The organism is Pseudomonas syringae pv. cilantro, assembly GCF_001293775.1.
GTDB lineage: Bacteria > Pseudomonadota > Gammaproteobacteria > Pseudomonadales > Pseudomonadaceae > Aquipseudomonas > Aquipseudomonas syringae_P.
Genome location: NZ_LGLN01000067.1, coordinates 189,332 through 205,473, shown reverse-complemented (window position 1 = coordinate 205,473; position 16,142 = coordinate 189,332). Strand labels below are relative to the sequence as shown.

The window sequence follows — 16,142 nt, the reverse complement described above, 5'->3', positions numbered from 1 at the left end:
CCTCATTGGTCGCTCTCCGGATTCGGTGCGGACTTGCGCAGCTTGCGGATCAGCTCGAGTTCAGACTGGAAGTCGACGTAATGCGGCAGTTTCAAGTGCGAGACAAAGCCTGCGGCCTCGACGTTGTCGCAGTGCGCCAGCACGAACTCTTCCTGCTGGGCGGGCGAGCGGATTTCTTCGTTGAATTCCTCGGCGCGCAATGAACGATCCACCAGCGCCATGCCCATCGCCTTGCGCTCCGCGTTGCCAAACGCCAGGCCGTAACCGCGCGTGAACTGCGCAGGTTCGCTGGCCGAGCCGACGAACTGGTTGACCATCTCGCATTCGGTGATTTCGATGTCGCCAATCAGGATTGGAAAGCCCAGCTCTTCGGGTTCGATCCAGACCTCGACCTCGCCGATACGGATTTCCCCGGCGAACGGGTGATTGCGGCCATAGCCGCGCTGAGTCGAGTAACCCAACGCCAGCAGAAAACCCTCGTCTGCCCGCGCCAGTGCCTGCAAGCGCTGGGCACGACTGGCCGGATACTCCAGCGGCTCGCGGGTGATATCCGCCACGCGCTCGCCGTCATCGACTTCGGGCTTCATCAGCCCTTCGTTGGCCAGCAACCCCGACACGCGCGGGCAGGGTTCCAGCGTGGCCTGCGGATCGACAGTCGGGCCGGGATGCTCGCCTTCGGCCAGCAAGGTGAAATCCAGCAGGCGGTGGGTGTAGTCGAACGTCGGGCCCAGCAACTGGCCGCCGGGCAAGTCCTTGAAAGTGGCCGACAAGCGCCGGTTCAGTTGCATGTTCGAGGTGTCGATCGGCCGGCTCGCGCAGAAGCGCGTCAGGGTCGTGCGGTAGGCGCGCAGCAGGAAGATCGCCTCGACCAGATCGCCTGCCGACTGTTTGATCGCCAGCGCGGCCAGTTGCGGGTCGTACAGCGAGCCTTCGCTCATGACCCGGGCAACAGCGAGCGGCAATTGCTGGCGAATCTGCTCGACGTCGAGTTCGGCGATGTCTGAATCGCCTCGGCGCCTGTTGGCCAGCAGGCGGTGAGCGTTATCAATGGCCTGTTCACCACCTTTGACGGCAACGTACATCAGACACACTCCTTCACGCGGGTACTGCGTGGCAAGCCGAGCAGCTGATTGCCCGACACAAAGAACATGTCCAGCCCGCACGGGAACGGGTTACGCGATTCACGCTCACTCCAGAAGCTGTTCTCCAGAGGCAACGCCACGCTGTTTTCTCGTTCGATACCGGGACCGCTCCAGCTCAGTGTCCGCCCGCTTTCAAGGCTCGGCAGCTGGATCAACAGGGTGCAGGACTGATCCGGGTAACGGTCGTTGCCGATGTCGAAACCGTCCAGACTCTGAGCCGTCGGCCCATCGAGCAAGGCAAAGCGCGCAGCGTTGCGATCAGCAACAATCGGGCTGCCGCAATGAAAGGCAATATTGGCGCGAATCGCTGGCGTGTCGAAGGCAGGTGCCAGCCAGACGGGTGTGTCGAGGTCCAGCAATGCCAGGCACAGCGCATGGGTTGCGCTGTCCAGCCCCTGCAACGCCGGCGGCTGATGCCCGGCGGGCAGGGTCTGAATCACGCCGGGGCCGGCCAGCGCCTTGAGCGCCACACGAAAACTGCGTTGCGCGTCCAGTACAGGATCGGTGAAAGCAGGTTGCAGAAGAACGGCGTTCATCAGTCTTCTCCTCGGACCAGCGTAAAGAATTCCACTTTGGTGGCAGCGGTTTCGGCATCCTTGCGTGCCCGGCGCTCGGCTTGCGCACGCGCCAGCGGTTCGATCAGCTCGCTCAGCCACCAAGCCTGTTGCGCGCCCTGCAGGTGCGCGTCGGCCAGGGCGGCCAGTTCGGCGTGGCGCTTGTCACGACCGGTCAGATAGCTGTAGCCGGTGCGGCCGTCGGACAGGCGCACCACGCAGCGCGTGACGCTCATTTCGCCCAGGTTGAACGCCGAGCCGGTGCCGCCCATACGACCGCGCACCAGGGTCATGCCGATTTCCGGGGCGCGGATCATCTGGTATTCGGTATCACGCAGCGCGGCTTCATGGCGACTCAACTGCTCGCGGCTCGGCTGATCGACATGAGCGCGGGCCAATACGCCCAACCAGTGCTGGCGCGCGGCGATTTCGGGAGTTGTCTGCATGGCACACCTCAGGGTCAGGTCGTCTTGATCGGGGTCGCTAAAGGGGTCATTACCTGATACTGGAAGCGGTCGGCGCGGCTGACCGAGCGCGAAAGCTCCACCGGCTGCCCCGCCGCATCGCAGGAAACGGTCAGCACGGTCAGCGCCGGCATGTGCCGTGGCATCAACAGCCAGCCGGCTTCTTCACGGGACGGCAGTCGCGCCCCGATCAGGCTTTGTACCCGGCTCAGCGGCAGCTCGCGCTCGGCCAGGTACTGGCGCACCGAGCCGCCTTTGTAATCGGCCAGCAACTCGCTGTAACGGGCGCTGTAGCGATGGAAGATCAGGCTCACCGCCTGGCCGTCCAGCTTGCGCAAGGTCTGCAGCTCAATCAGCGGCGCCTGCTCTTCAAGCCCAAGGTGCAGGGCATTTTCACGAGTGGCCTCACAGTCACGACGGCGCAGCAGAATCGCTTCCACGCCAAGCCCCTGTGCCGACCACGATTTGCTGTAGGCGCTGTCGGCCTGCATCGGATAAATCAGCGGGCGTTCCAGCACCTGAGTGCCCTTGCCCTGCCGACGCAACACACTGCCCTCACGCACCAGCTCATCGACAGCGCGGCGGATGGTGTGGCGATTGACGCTGAAACGCTCGGCCAGTTGAAACTCGGCTGGCAGAAAGTCGCCAGGCTGATAAGTGGCCAGCTCCTCACGCAAGGTGTTGGCCAGTTCGCGGTACATCGGGCTTATTTGTCTAGACAACTGCATGGTTAAAAAAAGTGTTCATCGGAACACCCCTCTTCGATCAGATGAATTGTTTGCGCAGGCGCTGCGACACAATGTCGATCACGCTCACCACAACGATGATGACCAACAGCACGGCACTGGTCTGGACGAAGGCAAAGGAACGGATGTTTTCCCAGAGAATCACCCCTATCCCCCCTGCCCCGACCATGCCCACCACGGTTGCCGAGCGCACGTTCGATTCAAAACGGTATAGAGCATAGGAGATCCACAGCGGCATGACCTGGGGAATCACGCCGTAGATCACTTCCTGCAAGGCACTGGCCCCGGTGGCGCGTACGCCTTCGACCGGGCCGGGTTCGATGGCTTCCACGGCTTCGGCGAACAGCTTGGCCAGCACCCCGGTGGTGCTGATCCACAGCGCCAGCACCCCGGCGAACGGCCCGAGACCGACCGCGACCACGAACAGCATGGCGAAAACCATTTCATTGATCGAGCGAAACGCATCCATGCAGCGCCGCAGCGGCAGATGAATCCACCACGGTGTGATGTTCTCGGCGCAGAGAATGCCCAGCGGTATCGAGCAGACAATCGCCAGCGCGGTGCCCCACAGGGCGATCTGAATCGTTACCAGCATTTCCTTGAGGTAGCTGCGCCATTCGCGAAAGTCCGGCGGGAAGAAATCCGAGGCGAAAGTCGCCATGTTCGACGAGTCGCGCACCAGCGCCATCGGGTTCATTTCCGCGCCCTGCCAGGCCCAGGCCAGGGCAGCCAGCAACAGCCCCCAGCCCAGATAGCGCGGCCAGTTGTGCTTGCCCGCGACGCGTGAGTATGCAGCTTGAGTGGTCATGAAGACCTCCTGTCGGGAGACTGCGATCAGCCGGCGGCGCTGGCTGCGGTTTTCGGGTTCAGCTCGGTCATGCGTTCCTGCAACTTGCTCAGGCTGGCGTCGATGTCCTTGAGACGGGTGGCTTTCTCCTGAGCATCGAGGGTCGTGCTGGCGGCGACTTCAGTGCGCTGCTTGAACAGTTCGAGTTGGCGAATCGGCAACAACTGGTCATCACTGGAGGTGAGGAACTTGCCCAGTTGCATGTTCTTCAGCACGGTTTTCTCTTCGTCGGTATCGCCGTAACTGGCGAAGAACTCACGAATCCTGGCCTTGTTGTCGTCCGACAGGGCCTTGTTCCAGACCATCGGGTCGGACGGGATGAGCGGCGACTTCCAGATCACCTTGAGTTCCTTGACCTTGTCCGGCTGAGTCACCGCCAGGCGATCCCAGCTTTCGGTGTTGAAAGTCGCGACATCGAGCTGGCCCTTGGCGACGCTCAGTGCGTTGACTTCATGACTGGAGTTCAGCGTGCGCTTGAACGCGGTGGACGCATCGACGTGGTTTTTGGCGAATAAGTAGTAGCCGGGCACCAGATACCCCGAGGTGGAGTTCGGATCACCGTTGCCGAACGTGAGGTTTTTAGCGTTCTTGAGCATGTCTTCAACCGAATTGATCGGGCTGTCCTTGCGCACGATCAACAGGCTCCAGTAACCCGGCGCACCGTCGGCCGCGGCGGTCTGAGCGAAGACTTCGCCGTTGGAGCGATCCACGGCTTCTATTGCGGCTTTGTTGCCGACCCAGGCCACATCGACCTTGTTGAAGCGCATGCCCTGAATCAGACCGGCGTAGTCCGAAGCGAACGTGGCGTTGACCTTGAGGCCGGTTTTCTTGCTCATGTCGTCGAGAAACGGCTGCCAGATACTTTTCAGGTTCTGCGACGATTCGGTGGACATGATGCCGAAATTGATGACTTTCTCTTCTGCGTGGGCAGTGCCCAACGCACAGGCGGTCAGCAAAGCGGCAGACGCGAGGACGCGACCGATACGGTTGAACATGCTAGCTCTCCTGATAATGAGGTTGATGCAACGGCAGTTAAGGGTTGAATCGTCAGACTTTCGCCAGCGTCAGCGTCAGACGCGACGTCTGGCGGACCTGGCGGCTGCGTTCGGTGATCATCAGGCTGGCATCCTCGTCTGCGCCGTACAGCTCATTGAGGAACTGCTTGCTGAGGTCCTTTGCGAGGCCGTCGTAGTGAATGCGCCCGCCTTTGAGGGCGACGGCACGCGGGCAATAACGCACGGCGTAATCGACCTGATGCAAGGTCACCACGACCGTCTTGCCGTCGCGGCGGTTGATATCGGCGAGAATTTCCATCACTCGCCGGGCTGATTCGGGGTCGAGCGAGGCAATCGGTTCGTCGGCAAGAATGACTTCGGCGCGCTGCGTCAGCGCCCGGGCAATGGCCACACGTTGTTGCTGGCCGCCCGACAGGGTCGAGGCGCGTTGACTGGCAAGGTCGGCCAGCCCGACGCGGTCAAGTGCGGCCATGGCGCGCTGTTTTTCCTCACGGCTGAACAACGCCATGCTGCCGCGCCAGCGTGGCATGCGGCCCAGACAACCGATCAGCACGTTGTCCATGACGCTGAGGCGATTGACCAGATTGAACTGCTGGAAGATGTAGCCGATGTCGGCGCGCAGACGTCGCACCTGGCTGTTGAGACGCCCTGCCGCCTGAACCTCGCGGCCCAGCACCTGAACGTGTCCGCCAGTGCCACGATCACAACAGGCAAGGCCCGCGAGGTGGCGTAGCAAGGTGGACTTGCCGGAGCCGGAGGCGCCAATCAAGGCAACCATTTCTCCCGGTTGTATAGACAACGCGAGGTCGACGAGCGCACTTTTGTGCGAAAAGGTCTTGTTCAGGCCCTGGACATGAATGGCTGCGTTCATGAGGCTTCTCGGTCTGGGCACGACCCGGGACAGGTCGTATTCGGTTGTCAGCCAGACTGGGCCCGCGGTGTTGCAGCCGCATGAACCGCACATGACGGGGGGATAACAGTTTGTCGCGGGTGTTGTTGCAATGCGCACATGGGATTCTTGTCCGCTGGACGGAGTGGCGCGACGAGGGGAGTTGCTATCGTGCCGACGCTCCGCGTCACACAGCGGCTCTGCGATTTCAGTGATGGTTGTTTACGGCTCAGGGCACTTTTTCGCCCCTCGGCNCCGACTTCGTCGGGTTCCTTCACCCTGACATTGATCCGTCACTTACGTCGCACTCTGCGTCGTCAGTACCACTGCGTACGAAAAGCACTTCGTTGGCAGCGAATAGGGTCTGTTCCCGTTTCATCACGAGCCGCGATGAAACGGGAACAGACCCTAGCAAGCAAGGCAGAACAAAAGTGTGGCACGAGGCATCATCCCACCAACCTCTGCGCCCGCCCCAAAATCCGGGCAGCGGCGCAGAGGTGCATTATCAGATCCTGAAGCTGCCGACCAGTTGTTGCAGTCGGGCGGCTTGTTCTTCGAGGGAGTTGCAGGCTTCCAGGGTTTGGCGCAGGTTGTCGACGCCCAGTTGGTTGAGGGTGTTGATGTGGGTGATGTCGACGTTGATCGACTCGACCACCGAGGTCTGCTCTTCGGTTGCCGCCGCGACCGACTGGTTCATGCCGTTGATCTCTTCGATGCGGCGGGTCACGCTGCTCAGGCGCTCACCGGCAAGGTTGGCGATACCGACGCTGTCCTCGCTCTGACGCTGGCTTTCGGTCATGTTGGTCACCGCTTCACGGGCACCGACCTGCAACTCTTCGATCATCTTCTGCACTTGCTGTGCTGAATCCTGGGTGCGATGCGCCAAATTACGTACTTCGTCCGCGACCACCGCAAAGCCGCGCCCGGCCTCACCGGCACGCGCCGCTTCGATGGCTGCGTTGAGCGCCAGCAGGTTGGTTTGCCGGGAAATGCTGGTGATCACCTCTAGGATCTGCCCGATGTTGGCCGTCTTGCCATTCAGGCTTTCGATGTTCACGCACGACTCACTGATCTTGCCGGACAGCTCGTTCATCGCCTTGATGGTCTGCTGCACCACGTTCTGACCATCACTGGCCAGGCCGCTGGCATCACTCGACTGCTGCGACGTGCGCGCAGCATTTTGCGCGATTTCCTGGGCCGCCGCGCCCAGTTCATTGATCGCCGCGGCCACGCTTTCGGTGCGGTTGGCCTGCTGGTCGGAGTTACCCATCGACGCGTTGGAGACCTTGACCACGCGTGTGGCCACTTCGCCCAGTTGCGCCGCCGTCGAGGCCACTTCGCGAATCGAGGTATGAATACGCTCGACGAAATGGTTGAACGACTCAGCCAAAGCACCAAATTCATCCTGTGACGTGATGGCCAGACGCTTGGTCAGGTCACCTTCACCGTCGGCAATATCGCGCATCGCACGGCCCATCTGGTGCAGCGGCTGCATCAGCACGCGGATCAGCAGGCCCAGCAGCAGAATGATCACCATCACCACAACCACCATTGCGGTGATGGCAGAGGTGCGGAACTCGCTCAGCATCGCGTAGGCAGAATCCTGCTCCAGCACCAGCGCCACGTACCAGTTGGCAGTCGAAACGCCCTGAACCGGAGTGAAAGAAATGATTTCGGGCTGTTTGCCGGAATCGATTTCGGTCACACCCGTGGCAATTTTCGGCGTGTTGGTCGGGTAGGCCTCGCTGATGTTCTTGAGCACCAGTTTACTGTCCGGATGCACCAGAATCTTGCCGTCGGCACTGACCAGAAACGCATAGCCGTGGCCATCGAAGTTCAGCGAGTTAATGATTTTCGTGACGTTATCCAGCGAAATATCGGCGCCGGCTACCCCGGCAAACTGATTCTGGATCTTGACCGGCGTGGCAAGGGTCATGACCAGTTTGCCGGACGATGCCGCAATGTACGGTTCGGTCACAATGGTGCCCGGCGCATTTTGCGCGGCTTTATACCAGCCACGCGCACGCGGGTCATAATCGGCCGGGCGGTTGCCGGCCGGGACCGAGAACATCACGCCTTCGGTACTGCCGAAATAACTCAGCTGAAAGTTGTCGCTGTACGTTGCCAGCCCAATTGCACGCTGCAATTGCGGTAATTCCTTGCCGTCCACGGCGATTTGTTGCGACATCGACTGCAGCAATTGAATACGACTTTCCAGCCACGTCTGAATATTCTGCGTGGTCAATGTTCCCAGTTGTTGCAACTCGGCCTTGACGCTGGATTTGAGCGACTGACGTTGTCGATAGTCATTGACGACAATGAACACGCTGAACGCAATGACCACAATCAGTGCAGCGGCGAGAAGGATTTTTTTGCTGAAACCCAGACTTTTCATAGCGGTTACTTCCACGGCAAAAACCAATTAGGACGATCTCTGGATCGTCAATCAAACGTCACAACTGCACTGTCTTTTCAACAGCGCAAAATACTGGCCGTTCAGCACCCGGGGTCGACAGGCTTGACGGCTGTCCTGAAACCAACAACCAGGATCAGGCATCGACACTTACAGAATCGCTTGTGTCGTCATATCGGCAGGCACCGACAAGTCTTTGATTATTTTTTTTGTGACGCGTGAGATACCTGTCCCACAAACGATTGCAAAACGTGCAGAGCCTAAAAAACTGGCTATGGTGAAATCATCCCCGCCCTGCAGAGGATGGCCATGCCATGCTGAGTATCGAAAAGCTTTTTCACGATTTGCATAGTCTCCCAAGCATTCCCAAAGTGGCTCAGGACCTGATGCTGCAGTTCGACAACCCCTCCTCTAACCTGGAAAGCATTGCCCGCAATATAGAGAAGGACCCGGTGATTGCCGCTAAAGTGTTGCGCCTGGCCAACTCGGCAAGATTTCGTGGTTCGCGGGATTCCGCCAGTATCGAAGACGCCGCCATGCGCCTGGGTTTCAACACCCTGCGCACGCTGGTTATGGCCTCGGCGGTGACCGGCGCGTTCAAGGCCGGGCAGAGTTTTGACCTGAAAGGCTTCTGGCTGAAGAGTTTTCAGGTTGCAGGTATCTGCCGGATGCTGGCCCGGCAGAGCTCTGTCGATCCGGAAGTTGCTTTCACCTGCGGTGTGATGCACAACATCGGCGAGCTGCTGATCCAGACCGGCGCCCCTGAGGTTGCAGAGCGTCTGAACAATGCCGCCAAGGCCAATACACCGGGACGCGGTGCCGGAGAAACCCTGCAACTGGGTTTCAGCTATCCGGAAGTCGGCGCTGAGCTGGCCCGTCGCTGGCAGTTTCCGCACGTGATTCTGCAGGCCATCGCTTATCAGGCCAAACCGATGCAGGCCCCCGACAATGCACCGTTACCGCGGATCGTTGCCCAGGCCATCACCATTTCGGACGCGCTGGAAACCCACGGCGGTGCCACGCCCGCGGCGCAAAAAGCATCTGGCGGACCGCTGATGGAAGGCATCGATCTAGACGTCCTGTTTGCCGGGCTGCCCGCCGTACTGGAAGCCGACAAGGCGTTCTCGGAGCTGCTGAGCTGAACGAGACTCGCTGATCGCGCATCAAACACGGTCCTCGATATGCGGCGCTGTCGTGCCTGTGGCAATCCGCATGACAGCACTTGAAACCTTTTTATCTGTATATCCATACAGATAAAACTTGCTCCGCGTCCGTTCAAAGTTCATCCTTACAGCCTCACACCGGTAATCGACGACGGTAGTCATGCGGCTGTTTCTTTGCGAAAAACCTTCCCAGGCCAAGGACATTGCGGCTGCGCTAGGCGCTACCCGACGTGGCGACGGCTGCTGGGTGGGGGCCAATGCGACCGTGACCTGGTGCATCGGCCATTTGCTGGAAACCGCCCCGCCGGATGCCTACGATGCACGTTACAAACGCTGGGTCCTCGAAGACCTGCCCATCGTCCCGGAAAAGTGGAAGATGCTGGTCAAACCCCGCACCGCCAGCCAGTTCAAGGCCGTCAAGCGATTGCTGGGCGAGGCTCAGGAACTGGTGATCGCCACGGACGCGGACCGCGAAGGCGAAATGATCGCCCGCGAGCTGGTCGACCACTGTCGCTATCGCGGCCCGATCCAGCGGCTGTGGCTGTCGGCACTCGATGACGCCTCGATACGCAAGGCGCTGGCGGCGCTCAAGCCGGGGGCCGACACTTTCAGCCTGTATCACTCGGCGCTGGGCCGCTCCCGCGCCGACTGGCTGATCGGCATGAACATGAGCCGTCTGTTCACGTTGCTGGGCCGACAATCCGGCTACCAGGGCGTGCTGCCGGTCGGCCGCGTACAAACCCCGACCCTGCGGCTGGTAGTGGACCGGGATCGCAGCATCGCCGACTTCGTGCCGGCGCCCTTCTGGGCCATCGACGTCAAACTGCTGCACGACGATCAGGCGTTCATCGCCCAGTGGCGAGCGCCGTCGGATACCTGTGACGATCAGGACCGCTGCCTGAATCAGCCACTGGCGCAACAGGCCGCCGAGGCCATGCGCACTGCTGCCAGCGCCAGGCTGGTCAAGCTGCGCACCGAGCGGATACGTGAGGCCGCACCACTGCCGTTCGACCTTGGCACCCTGCAGGAAATCTGCTCGAAAAAGCTCGGGCTCGGTGCACAGGAAACCCTCGATATCGCCCAGTCGCTGTATGAAACCCACAAGGTCATCACTTACCCGCGCAGTGATTGCGGCTATTTGCCGAACAGTCAGCATGGCGAAGCGGCGGGCATCATTGCCGCACTGGGCAAGGCGGACCCTGCGCTGGCTGGCTTGTTGCCACACCTTGATCCGCAACGCCGTTCGCGCGCCTGGAACGACGCAAAAGTCACGGCTCACCACGGCATCATTCCTACTGCCGCCGTGCGTGGCGTCGAACGCCTGACCGGCAAACCCCGGGCGGTCTATACCCTGATCAGGGCGCGCTATCTGGCGCAGTTTCTGCCCAATCATGAATACGACCGAACCCAGGCCGACTTCGATTGCGCAGGCCATGCCTTGCGCGCGGTAGGCAAGCAGATCGTCGAGCCGGGCTGGAAACGCGCCATGCCCGAAGCCCTCGCCCCTGCCAAAGGTCGCGAAGCGCCTGCACCGCAGCCCCTGCCCACGTTGTTTCAAGGCTGCGAGTGCGGTGTGGCCGAAGTCATGCTCAAGGACCTCTGGACCCAGCCGCCCAAGCCGTTCACCGAAGGCGACCTGATCAAAGCGATGAAGAACGTCGCCAAACTGGTGGAAGACCCGCTGCTCAAGCAAAAGCTCAAGGACACCACCGGCATCGGCACCGAAGCCACTCGCGCCGGGATCATTCAGGGTCTGCTGGATCGGGGCTATCTGACCAAGCAAGGTAAGGCACTGTGCGCCACACCGGCAGCCTTCAGCCTGATCGACGCGGTGCCTCGCGCCATCGCTGACCCTGGCACTACAGCGATCTGGGAACAGGCACTGGACATGGTGCAGAGCGGCGAGATGAGCCTTGAAGAATTCGTCGCCAAACAGGCGGCATGGATGAGCAAACAGGTCAGTCGCTGCGTCGGCATGCGCATGACCATCAGCGGCCCGGCCAGCCCGGCAGGCGTTGCGCCGCCCTGGAAGAAAAAACGCAAGACCGCCAAGCGCAGCACTACGGCAGCTGCTGCTTCTGCGGGCGGTACGGTGAAGAAACCGCGTCGTGCGGCCAAACCCGCCGTCAAAAACTGAACAATTGCGGTAATTGACCCGCAGGACAAAAGGCGCTGTTGCACGTTTCAAATGCTACACGCCTGGAAATTACAGACTTGAACGTTACACACAGGTGCTACACATGTCAGATCGCGAAATCATCGTCCCGCCCACCCTGCAGTCGATCATGGACCGCGCAGGCTATGCGCCTGCCGTCAGGGTGGGTGACACGCTCTATTGCGCCGGCCAAGTGGGACGCACACGGGACATGGAGGTCATCCTCAACCCGGAGGCGCAGTTCGTAGCCTGCTGGGAAAACCTGCGCACCGTACTGGCTGAAGGCGGCTGTACATTCGACGATATTGTCGACATGACCACCTATCACGTCGCCATGCGCGAACACATGCCGGTATTCCGCGAAGTGAAGAACCGCATCTTCCCGCGCGGGCAATGTGCCTGGACCTGCATAGGTGTCGCCGAACTGGCCCATCCCGGCCTGCTGCTGGAGATCAAATGCATCGCGGTCAGACGTAGCGACTGACCTCGCGATCACAGGCTCGAACGCAGCAGAATCTCGTGACGCGAGGATTCGGGCTGAACGCTGTCCAGCCCGACCATCTCGTCGTGAGCCACGGCCTGGGCCATGAACAGTTTCACGTCCGGTACCGAAGACAGCACCTTGCGTGCCTCTTCTACCGAGGCAATGTGCAGGGTCTTGCCGGTCGAATCTTCTATCGGTACAGACTTGCCGTCCACTAAAGCGTGGAGCACGTAGGATCCGCCTTCCATGGAGAACAGATCGAGTTCGCGAACCTTGCCGTCTTTCACATGCTTTGTCAGGTCTTGAATGTTCAAAGTCACACCTCCGCGGGCGATCTGGAAATCAGCGCCTTGTAGAAATTGAGCCTTTGCCTGCGTGAACGTTCAGTTGTTTCAAGTCCGTCCGGCGCAATCCTCCTGCATCACTGCAGAATAAAGCGCCACGGCCAATGCTATCCTGAGCCGCCACCAGGCGCACGCTCCGTACCCCTTCCAAAACGAACACTCAAGGATAGACAAATGATTGATTTCAATAACAAGGGCTTCTTCAAACTCAAACAGAATGACGAGTATGCCGACCGGGTCAAGGATCTGTTGCTGGATAACGAAGAAGTGATTGACTCTTACAAGTCCATGCGCGACGGCGTGGTGTTTACCACCAAGCGCATTATTTCGGTCAACGTGCAGGGTTTGACCGGCAGCAAGAAAGACTTCACTTCCCTGCCGTACAAAAACATCGTGGCCTGGTCGGTTGAAACTTCAGGCACCTTCGACCTGGACTCCGAGCTGGAAATTTACTTTTCGGCGATCGGCAAGGTGAAATTCGAATTCACCGGTAAAACGTCGGTTGTCCAGATATCCAGGTACATCTCGCAACATCTGCTGGGCTAATCACTGCTGCATAGCTGCGCCTCGCGCAAGCCCGGGTGCGTGATCAGGCCGCATCAGTGACGCATATCTGTGACACGGAGCGTCACTGGCAGGGTCCCTTGTGGGAGCGAGCTTGCTCGCTCCCACAAGCGAATCAGTTACTTGCCTAACAACAGCGCCGCATCGAACCCCATCCGCAGGTTGCCCCAGTGGCGCCCCTCGAAAAAGAACGGCACATCGATTTCGGTCATGATCTCGCCGGTGTCACGCAAGTAAGTCTGTAACAGGAAACGCTGCTTGTTACCTGCCGCGCGCAAGCCGATCGGGTCGGAGAACATGCGTTTGTTACGGCAGACTGGCAGGTCGATTTCGCGATTGCCGGTCGGTTTCTGCGACACCCAGCTGTTGTTGACCGGGCAATAACCCTTGCTGTCGACGATGAACGTCACCTTCCCGCCCCGCGTCCCTTTGGTCAACTTGTCACATTCTTCCTGGCAAACTTGCGCAAAACGCTCGCTGTAATGGGTGGTGTATTGTTTGGGGTCTGTGCCTGGAATCAGCTTGTAGCTCTGGTCGAAAAGGTTGACGCCCTGCTTGTGCAGCTCAGCCAGACGTACCTGCAGAATGTCCCGGCACTGGCTGGCCCGGGTGATCGCCGCGTCCAGCTCACCATGGCCGAGCACAAAGCGCCCAAGCAGTGCCTGCACTTGCTCGGCGACACCGGACAGATCGCGGGTCGCCGTTGCGGAATGCTGCATGCGCTGGTCGATGGCCTGGCTGTCGGAGTAGATACGTGTGACCCGCTCGTTGATGCCCGTGTTGGTGGAGGCAAACTGCTGGATATGCTCAGCGATGTCGGCCAGTTTGTCGTTAGTGGACTCAAAGTCGCCGATCATGCTTTCGAAGTGACCAGAAGCGCGTTCTACCACCATCTGGGTTTCCCGGGCGCTGTGGCTGATCTGAATGGTCTGCTGGTGAGTGGAACTGACCTCCTCGAGCATCGCGTCGATGTTACGGGAAATGTCCTCAGTCGCACGGCTTACATTCTGAGCCAGGGTACGCACCTCGTCCGCCACCACGGCAAAACCACGACCGCTCTCCCCGGCCCGCGCTGCCTCGATGGCCGCATTGAGCGCCAACAGGTTAGTCTGTGCCGAAATCTGCTGAATCAGCCCAACGATGGACTTGATGCTGGAGGAGCGTTGATTCAGCCCCGATACCAGTGTGCCGAATTCGTTGAGACTGCTGGATATCTGGCTGATGTTACCGGTCACTTCCAGCAGTTCGGCGTATGAGTCACGGGCCATGCTCAGGTTCTGCGCGGTGGTGCTGGAGATGCCCTGAGTCTGCTGCGACACGCCCTCGATACTACCCACGGCCATGTTGCTCTGGTCCATGACCTCTCGGGCGAAACGCGCCTGATCGGTGGCGCTGTCACTGGAACCGCTGATGTTTTTAAGCGACCGCGCCGACTCGACGGCGATCTGCACGGTCAGCCCCTGAATGCTGCTGATGACCTCGCGCTGCTTGGCCAGAAAGCGATTGCAGGTGCTGGCTAGCACGCGAATCTCGTCATGGGTGAGCAACGGCAAATCCTTGGACAGGTCACCCTCGCCGCTGGCGACTTCCTCGAGTGCACGGGTCATGGAAAGGACCGGGCGCACGATCAAGTGACGAAAGTACCAGACCATGAAGCTGACCATGACCAGCGTGAACAGCGTGCTCAGCAGAATCGCGTTGCTCAGCACGTCGAGCCGGCTCTGGATCTGGCCCAGAGCGGCAGCGTCCATGGGCGTGCCGCGCAATTGCAGCATGATTTCGCCACGGATGTTCAAGGCCACCCAATACAGCAGTGCGCTGACCACAACCAGCAGGAAAAGGCTTGAGAGCTTCTTGGTCAGTGTGTCGAAAAACTGTTTTTCGACTGACTCGTACAAAGCCTTTAACGTCTGCATTCAGCTGCTCCTGGGGGTGGAAGGTGATTCACTTGCGATGGTTAACGTCTGTTGAGGCCAAAGCTTTAGCGTATGAGCCTGTGCATTTGTCCTCCCTGACGCCAGCCTGTAACGCGTCTATGGTGAACTGTAACAAAACTCAAGCCTACCGAAGGAGTAAGTACAGTGCCTGACAAGAAGTTAACCGCCGACCTGGCTTATCGTCCCCGTCTTGCCGACCTCAAACCTCTGACCGCCACAAGCGCTCTGCTCGCGCCCCAGGCGCTTGCCGCACCACGTACCACGCCGGCAAGTGACTTGAAAAAGCGCAAGGGCTACGCCGACAACTTCCTCGGTGATTTCATTGTGCCATGGCCCGCTGTGGACGAAGAACTGGCGCCGGATGTGTATCCGCTGGACAACGCTGGCGATCGCCTCGATTACACGCATTTTTCCATCACCATGTCGCGCAGCCGACGCCTGGCGCTGTATGTCGGCGTCAACATCGACGGTGCCAGCAGCGTTGAGGTCAAACGCAGCAAGGATTCCTGGTCATTCGACGGTCGCCTGCCTGCCGAGGCGCAGATTGGTGAAAGTGTGTACGCCGACAATCTGCTCGACCGCGGTCATCTGGTCAGGCGTCAGGACCCTAACTGGGGCAAGGAAGCCGAGGTGGCCAACAGCGACACATTTCATTTCACTAACTGCTCGCCGCAGATGGGTGCGTTCAATCAGAAAACCTGGCTGGAACTTGAGGATTACATCCTCGAGAACACGCGACGCTGGAAATCGCGGGTGACCGTGTTTACCGGGCCGGTGTTGCGCGACGACGACCGTAGTTACCGGAATATCCGGATTCCGTCGGCATTCTGGAAGGTTGTGGCGTTTCTCGGTGATGACGGCAAGCCGTCGGCCAGTGCCTATATGATTGATCAGACTAGCGAGCTGGGTAAGCTGGACATCATTTTCGGCCCGCTTAGAACATGGCAACGTAGCGTCGCGCAGATCGAACAGCTTACCGGTATCCGCTTTGGCGACCTGTCCAGCTACGATGGCTTTTCTAACGAAGAGCGCCTGACCGGTACACGGATCGAAGCGCAGATCCGTGGGCCGCAGGATATTCGGGTCTAGCACGTTATACGTAAATGGCTGAAGCGCCCGTTTTGCGGGCTTCTGCCCGGAGGGCGCGGGAGCTTCAGGAGGTTACGACGGCTGCGATGGCTGCGAAGCGGCCCTGAAACGGGCCATCTCGATTACGACTATCGTGCTGACGCTCCGCGTCGGCATGCAGTTCGTGACGCTCTGCGTTGCAGGGCGGTTCTGCGGTGGCAGTGATGGTTGTTTACGGCTCAGGGCACCTTTTCGCCCCTGACTATCGTGCCGACGCTCTGCGTCGGTATGCAGGTCGTGACGCTCTGCGTCACACGGTGGTTCTGCGAGCTCAGTGATGTTGGGTTACGACTCGA

15 protein-coding genes and 1 pseudogene are annotated in these 16,142 nt (G+C 59.8%); 5 read left to right on the top strand and 11 right to left on the bottom strand.

Going from position 1 to position 16,142, the window contains the following annotated elements:
* Nucleotides 1-2 precede the first annotated feature (2 nt).
* From ABJ99_RS18165 to ABJ99_RS29940, 9 genes and pseudogenes are all read right to left on the bottom strand, one after another.
* The gene (locus ABJ99_RS18165; RefSeq protein WP_054087000.1) at nucleotides 3-1,082 is read right to left on the bottom strand and encodes a carbon-phosphorus lyase complex subunit; all 1,080 of its coding nucleotides are present in this window, start codon (nucleotides 1,080-1,082) and stop codon (nucleotides 3-5) included.
* A complete protein-coding gene (gene phnH / locus ABJ99_RS18160) occupies nucleotides 1,082-1,678 on the bottom strand; it encodes a phosphonate C-P lyase system protein PhnH (protein WP_054086999.1) in 597 nt (198 codons plus the stop codon). The genes ABJ99_RS18165 and phnH overlap by 1 nt, the downstream gene beginning before the upstream one ends.
* On the bottom strand, nucleotides 1,678-2,142 hold the full coding sequence (gene phnG, locus ABJ99_RS18155) for a phosphonate C-P lyase system protein PhnG (protein WP_054086998.1): 465 nt from the start codon (nucleotides 2,140-2,142) through the stop codon (nucleotides 1,678-1,680). Before phnG ends, phnH begins: the two co-directional genes overlap by 1 nt.
* A 14-nt stretch (nucleotides 2,143-2,156) precedes the next feature.
* On the bottom strand, nucleotides 2,157-2,888 hold the full coding sequence (gene phnF / locus ABJ99_RS18150; protein WP_054086997.1) for a phosphonate metabolism transcriptional regulator PhnF: 732 nt from the start codon (nucleotides 2,886-2,888) through the stop codon (nucleotides 2,157-2,159).
* A 37-nt stretch (nucleotides 2,889-2,925) separates the two neighbouring features.
* Complete coding sequence (gene phnE, locus ABJ99_RS18145) at nucleotides 2,926-3,714, bottom strand: phosphonate ABC transporter, permease protein PhnE (protein ID WP_054086996.1); 789 nt, start codon at nucleotides 3,712-3,714, stop codon at nucleotides 2,926-2,928.
* Nucleotides 3,715-3,740: 26 nt separating this feature from the next.
* A complete protein-coding gene (phnD, locus tag ABJ99_RS18140; protein ID WP_054086995.1) occupies nucleotides 3,741-4,748 on the bottom strand; it encodes a phosphonate ABC transporter substrate-binding protein in 1,008 nt (335 codons plus the stop codon).
* A gap of 52 nt (nucleotides 4,749-4,800) precedes the next feature.
* The gene (gene phnC, locus ABJ99_RS18135; protein ID WP_054086994.1) at nucleotides 4,801-5,640 is read right to left on the bottom strand and encodes a phosphonate ABC transporter ATP-binding protein; all 840 of its coding nucleotides are present in this window, start codon (nucleotides 5,638-5,640) and stop codon (nucleotides 4,801-4,803) included.
* Between the two features lie 523 nt (nucleotides 5,641-6,163).
* Complete coding sequence (locus ABJ99_RS29945) at nucleotides 6,164-6,928, bottom strand: methyl-accepting chemotaxis protein (RefSeq protein WP_375232743.1); 765 nt, start codon at nucleotides 6,926-6,928, stop codon at nucleotides 6,164-6,166.
* A 93-nt stretch (nucleotides 6,929-7,021) separates the two neighbouring features.
* Nucleotides 7,022-8,053, bottom strand: a pseudogene (locus tag ABJ99_RS29940) (HAMP domain-containing protein); the annotation flags it as partial.
* Nucleotides 8,054-8,385: 332 nt separating this feature from the next.
* Between ABJ99_RS29940 and ABJ99_RS18125 the strand changes: the two are divergent.
* The 3 genes from ABJ99_RS18125 (at nucleotide 8,386) to ABJ99_RS18115 (ending at nucleotide 11,873) form a co-directional block, all read left to right on the top strand.
* Nucleotides 8,386-9,213, top strand: coding sequence for an HDOD domain-containing protein (locus tag ABJ99_RS18125; protein WP_054086992.1), 828 nt, complete (start codon nucleotides 8,386-8,388; stop codon nucleotides 9,211-9,213).
* A 181-nt stretch (nucleotides 9,214-9,394) separates the two neighbouring features.
* The gene (locus ABJ99_RS18120) at nucleotides 9,395-11,371 is read left to right on the top strand and encodes a DNA topoisomerase III (protein WP_054086991.1); all 1,977 of its coding nucleotides are present in this window, start codon (nucleotides 9,395-9,397) and stop codon (nucleotides 11,369-11,371) included.
* Between the two features lie 103 nt (nucleotides 11,372-11,474).
* Nucleotides 11,475-11,873, top strand: coding sequence for a RidA family protein (locus ABJ99_RS18115; protein ID WP_054086990.1), 399 nt, complete (start codon nucleotides 11,475-11,477; stop codon nucleotides 11,871-11,873).
* Between the two features lie 8 nt (nucleotides 11,874-11,881).
* On the opposite strand, the gene ABJ99_RS18110 is transcribed toward ABJ99_RS18115, so the two are convergent.
* Nucleotides 11,882-12,193, bottom strand: coding sequence for a DUF6482 family protein (locus tag ABJ99_RS18110; protein ID WP_054086989.1), 312 nt, complete (start codon nucleotides 12,191-12,193; stop codon nucleotides 11,882-11,884).
* Between the two features lie 198 nt (nucleotides 12,194-12,391).
* On the opposite strand from ABJ99_RS18110, the gene ABJ99_RS18105 reads away from it, so the two are divergent.
* Entirely contained in the window at nucleotides 12,392-12,763 is a 372-nt protein-coding gene (locus ABJ99_RS18105) for a PH domain-containing protein (RefSeq protein ID WP_007249709.1), read from the top strand.
* A 137-nt stretch (nucleotides 12,764-12,900) separates the two neighbouring features.
* Here the strand turns inward: ABJ99_RS18105 and ABJ99_RS18100 are convergent, their stop codons facing one another.
* On the bottom strand, nucleotides 12,901-14,697 hold the full coding sequence (locus tag ABJ99_RS18100; protein ID WP_054086988.1) for a methyl-accepting chemotaxis protein: 1,797 nt from the start codon (nucleotides 14,695-14,697) through the stop codon (nucleotides 12,901-12,903).
* Between the two features lie 165 nt (nucleotides 14,698-14,862).
* On the opposite strand from ABJ99_RS18100, the gene ABJ99_RS18095 reads away from it, so the two are divergent.
* Nucleotides 14,863-15,807, top strand: a complete 945-nt coding sequence (locus ABJ99_RS18095) for a DNA/RNA non-specific endonuclease (protein WP_054086987.1) — start codon at nucleotides 14,863-14,865, stop codon at nucleotides 15,805-15,807.
* Nucleotides 15,808-16,142 lie beyond the last annotated feature (335 nt).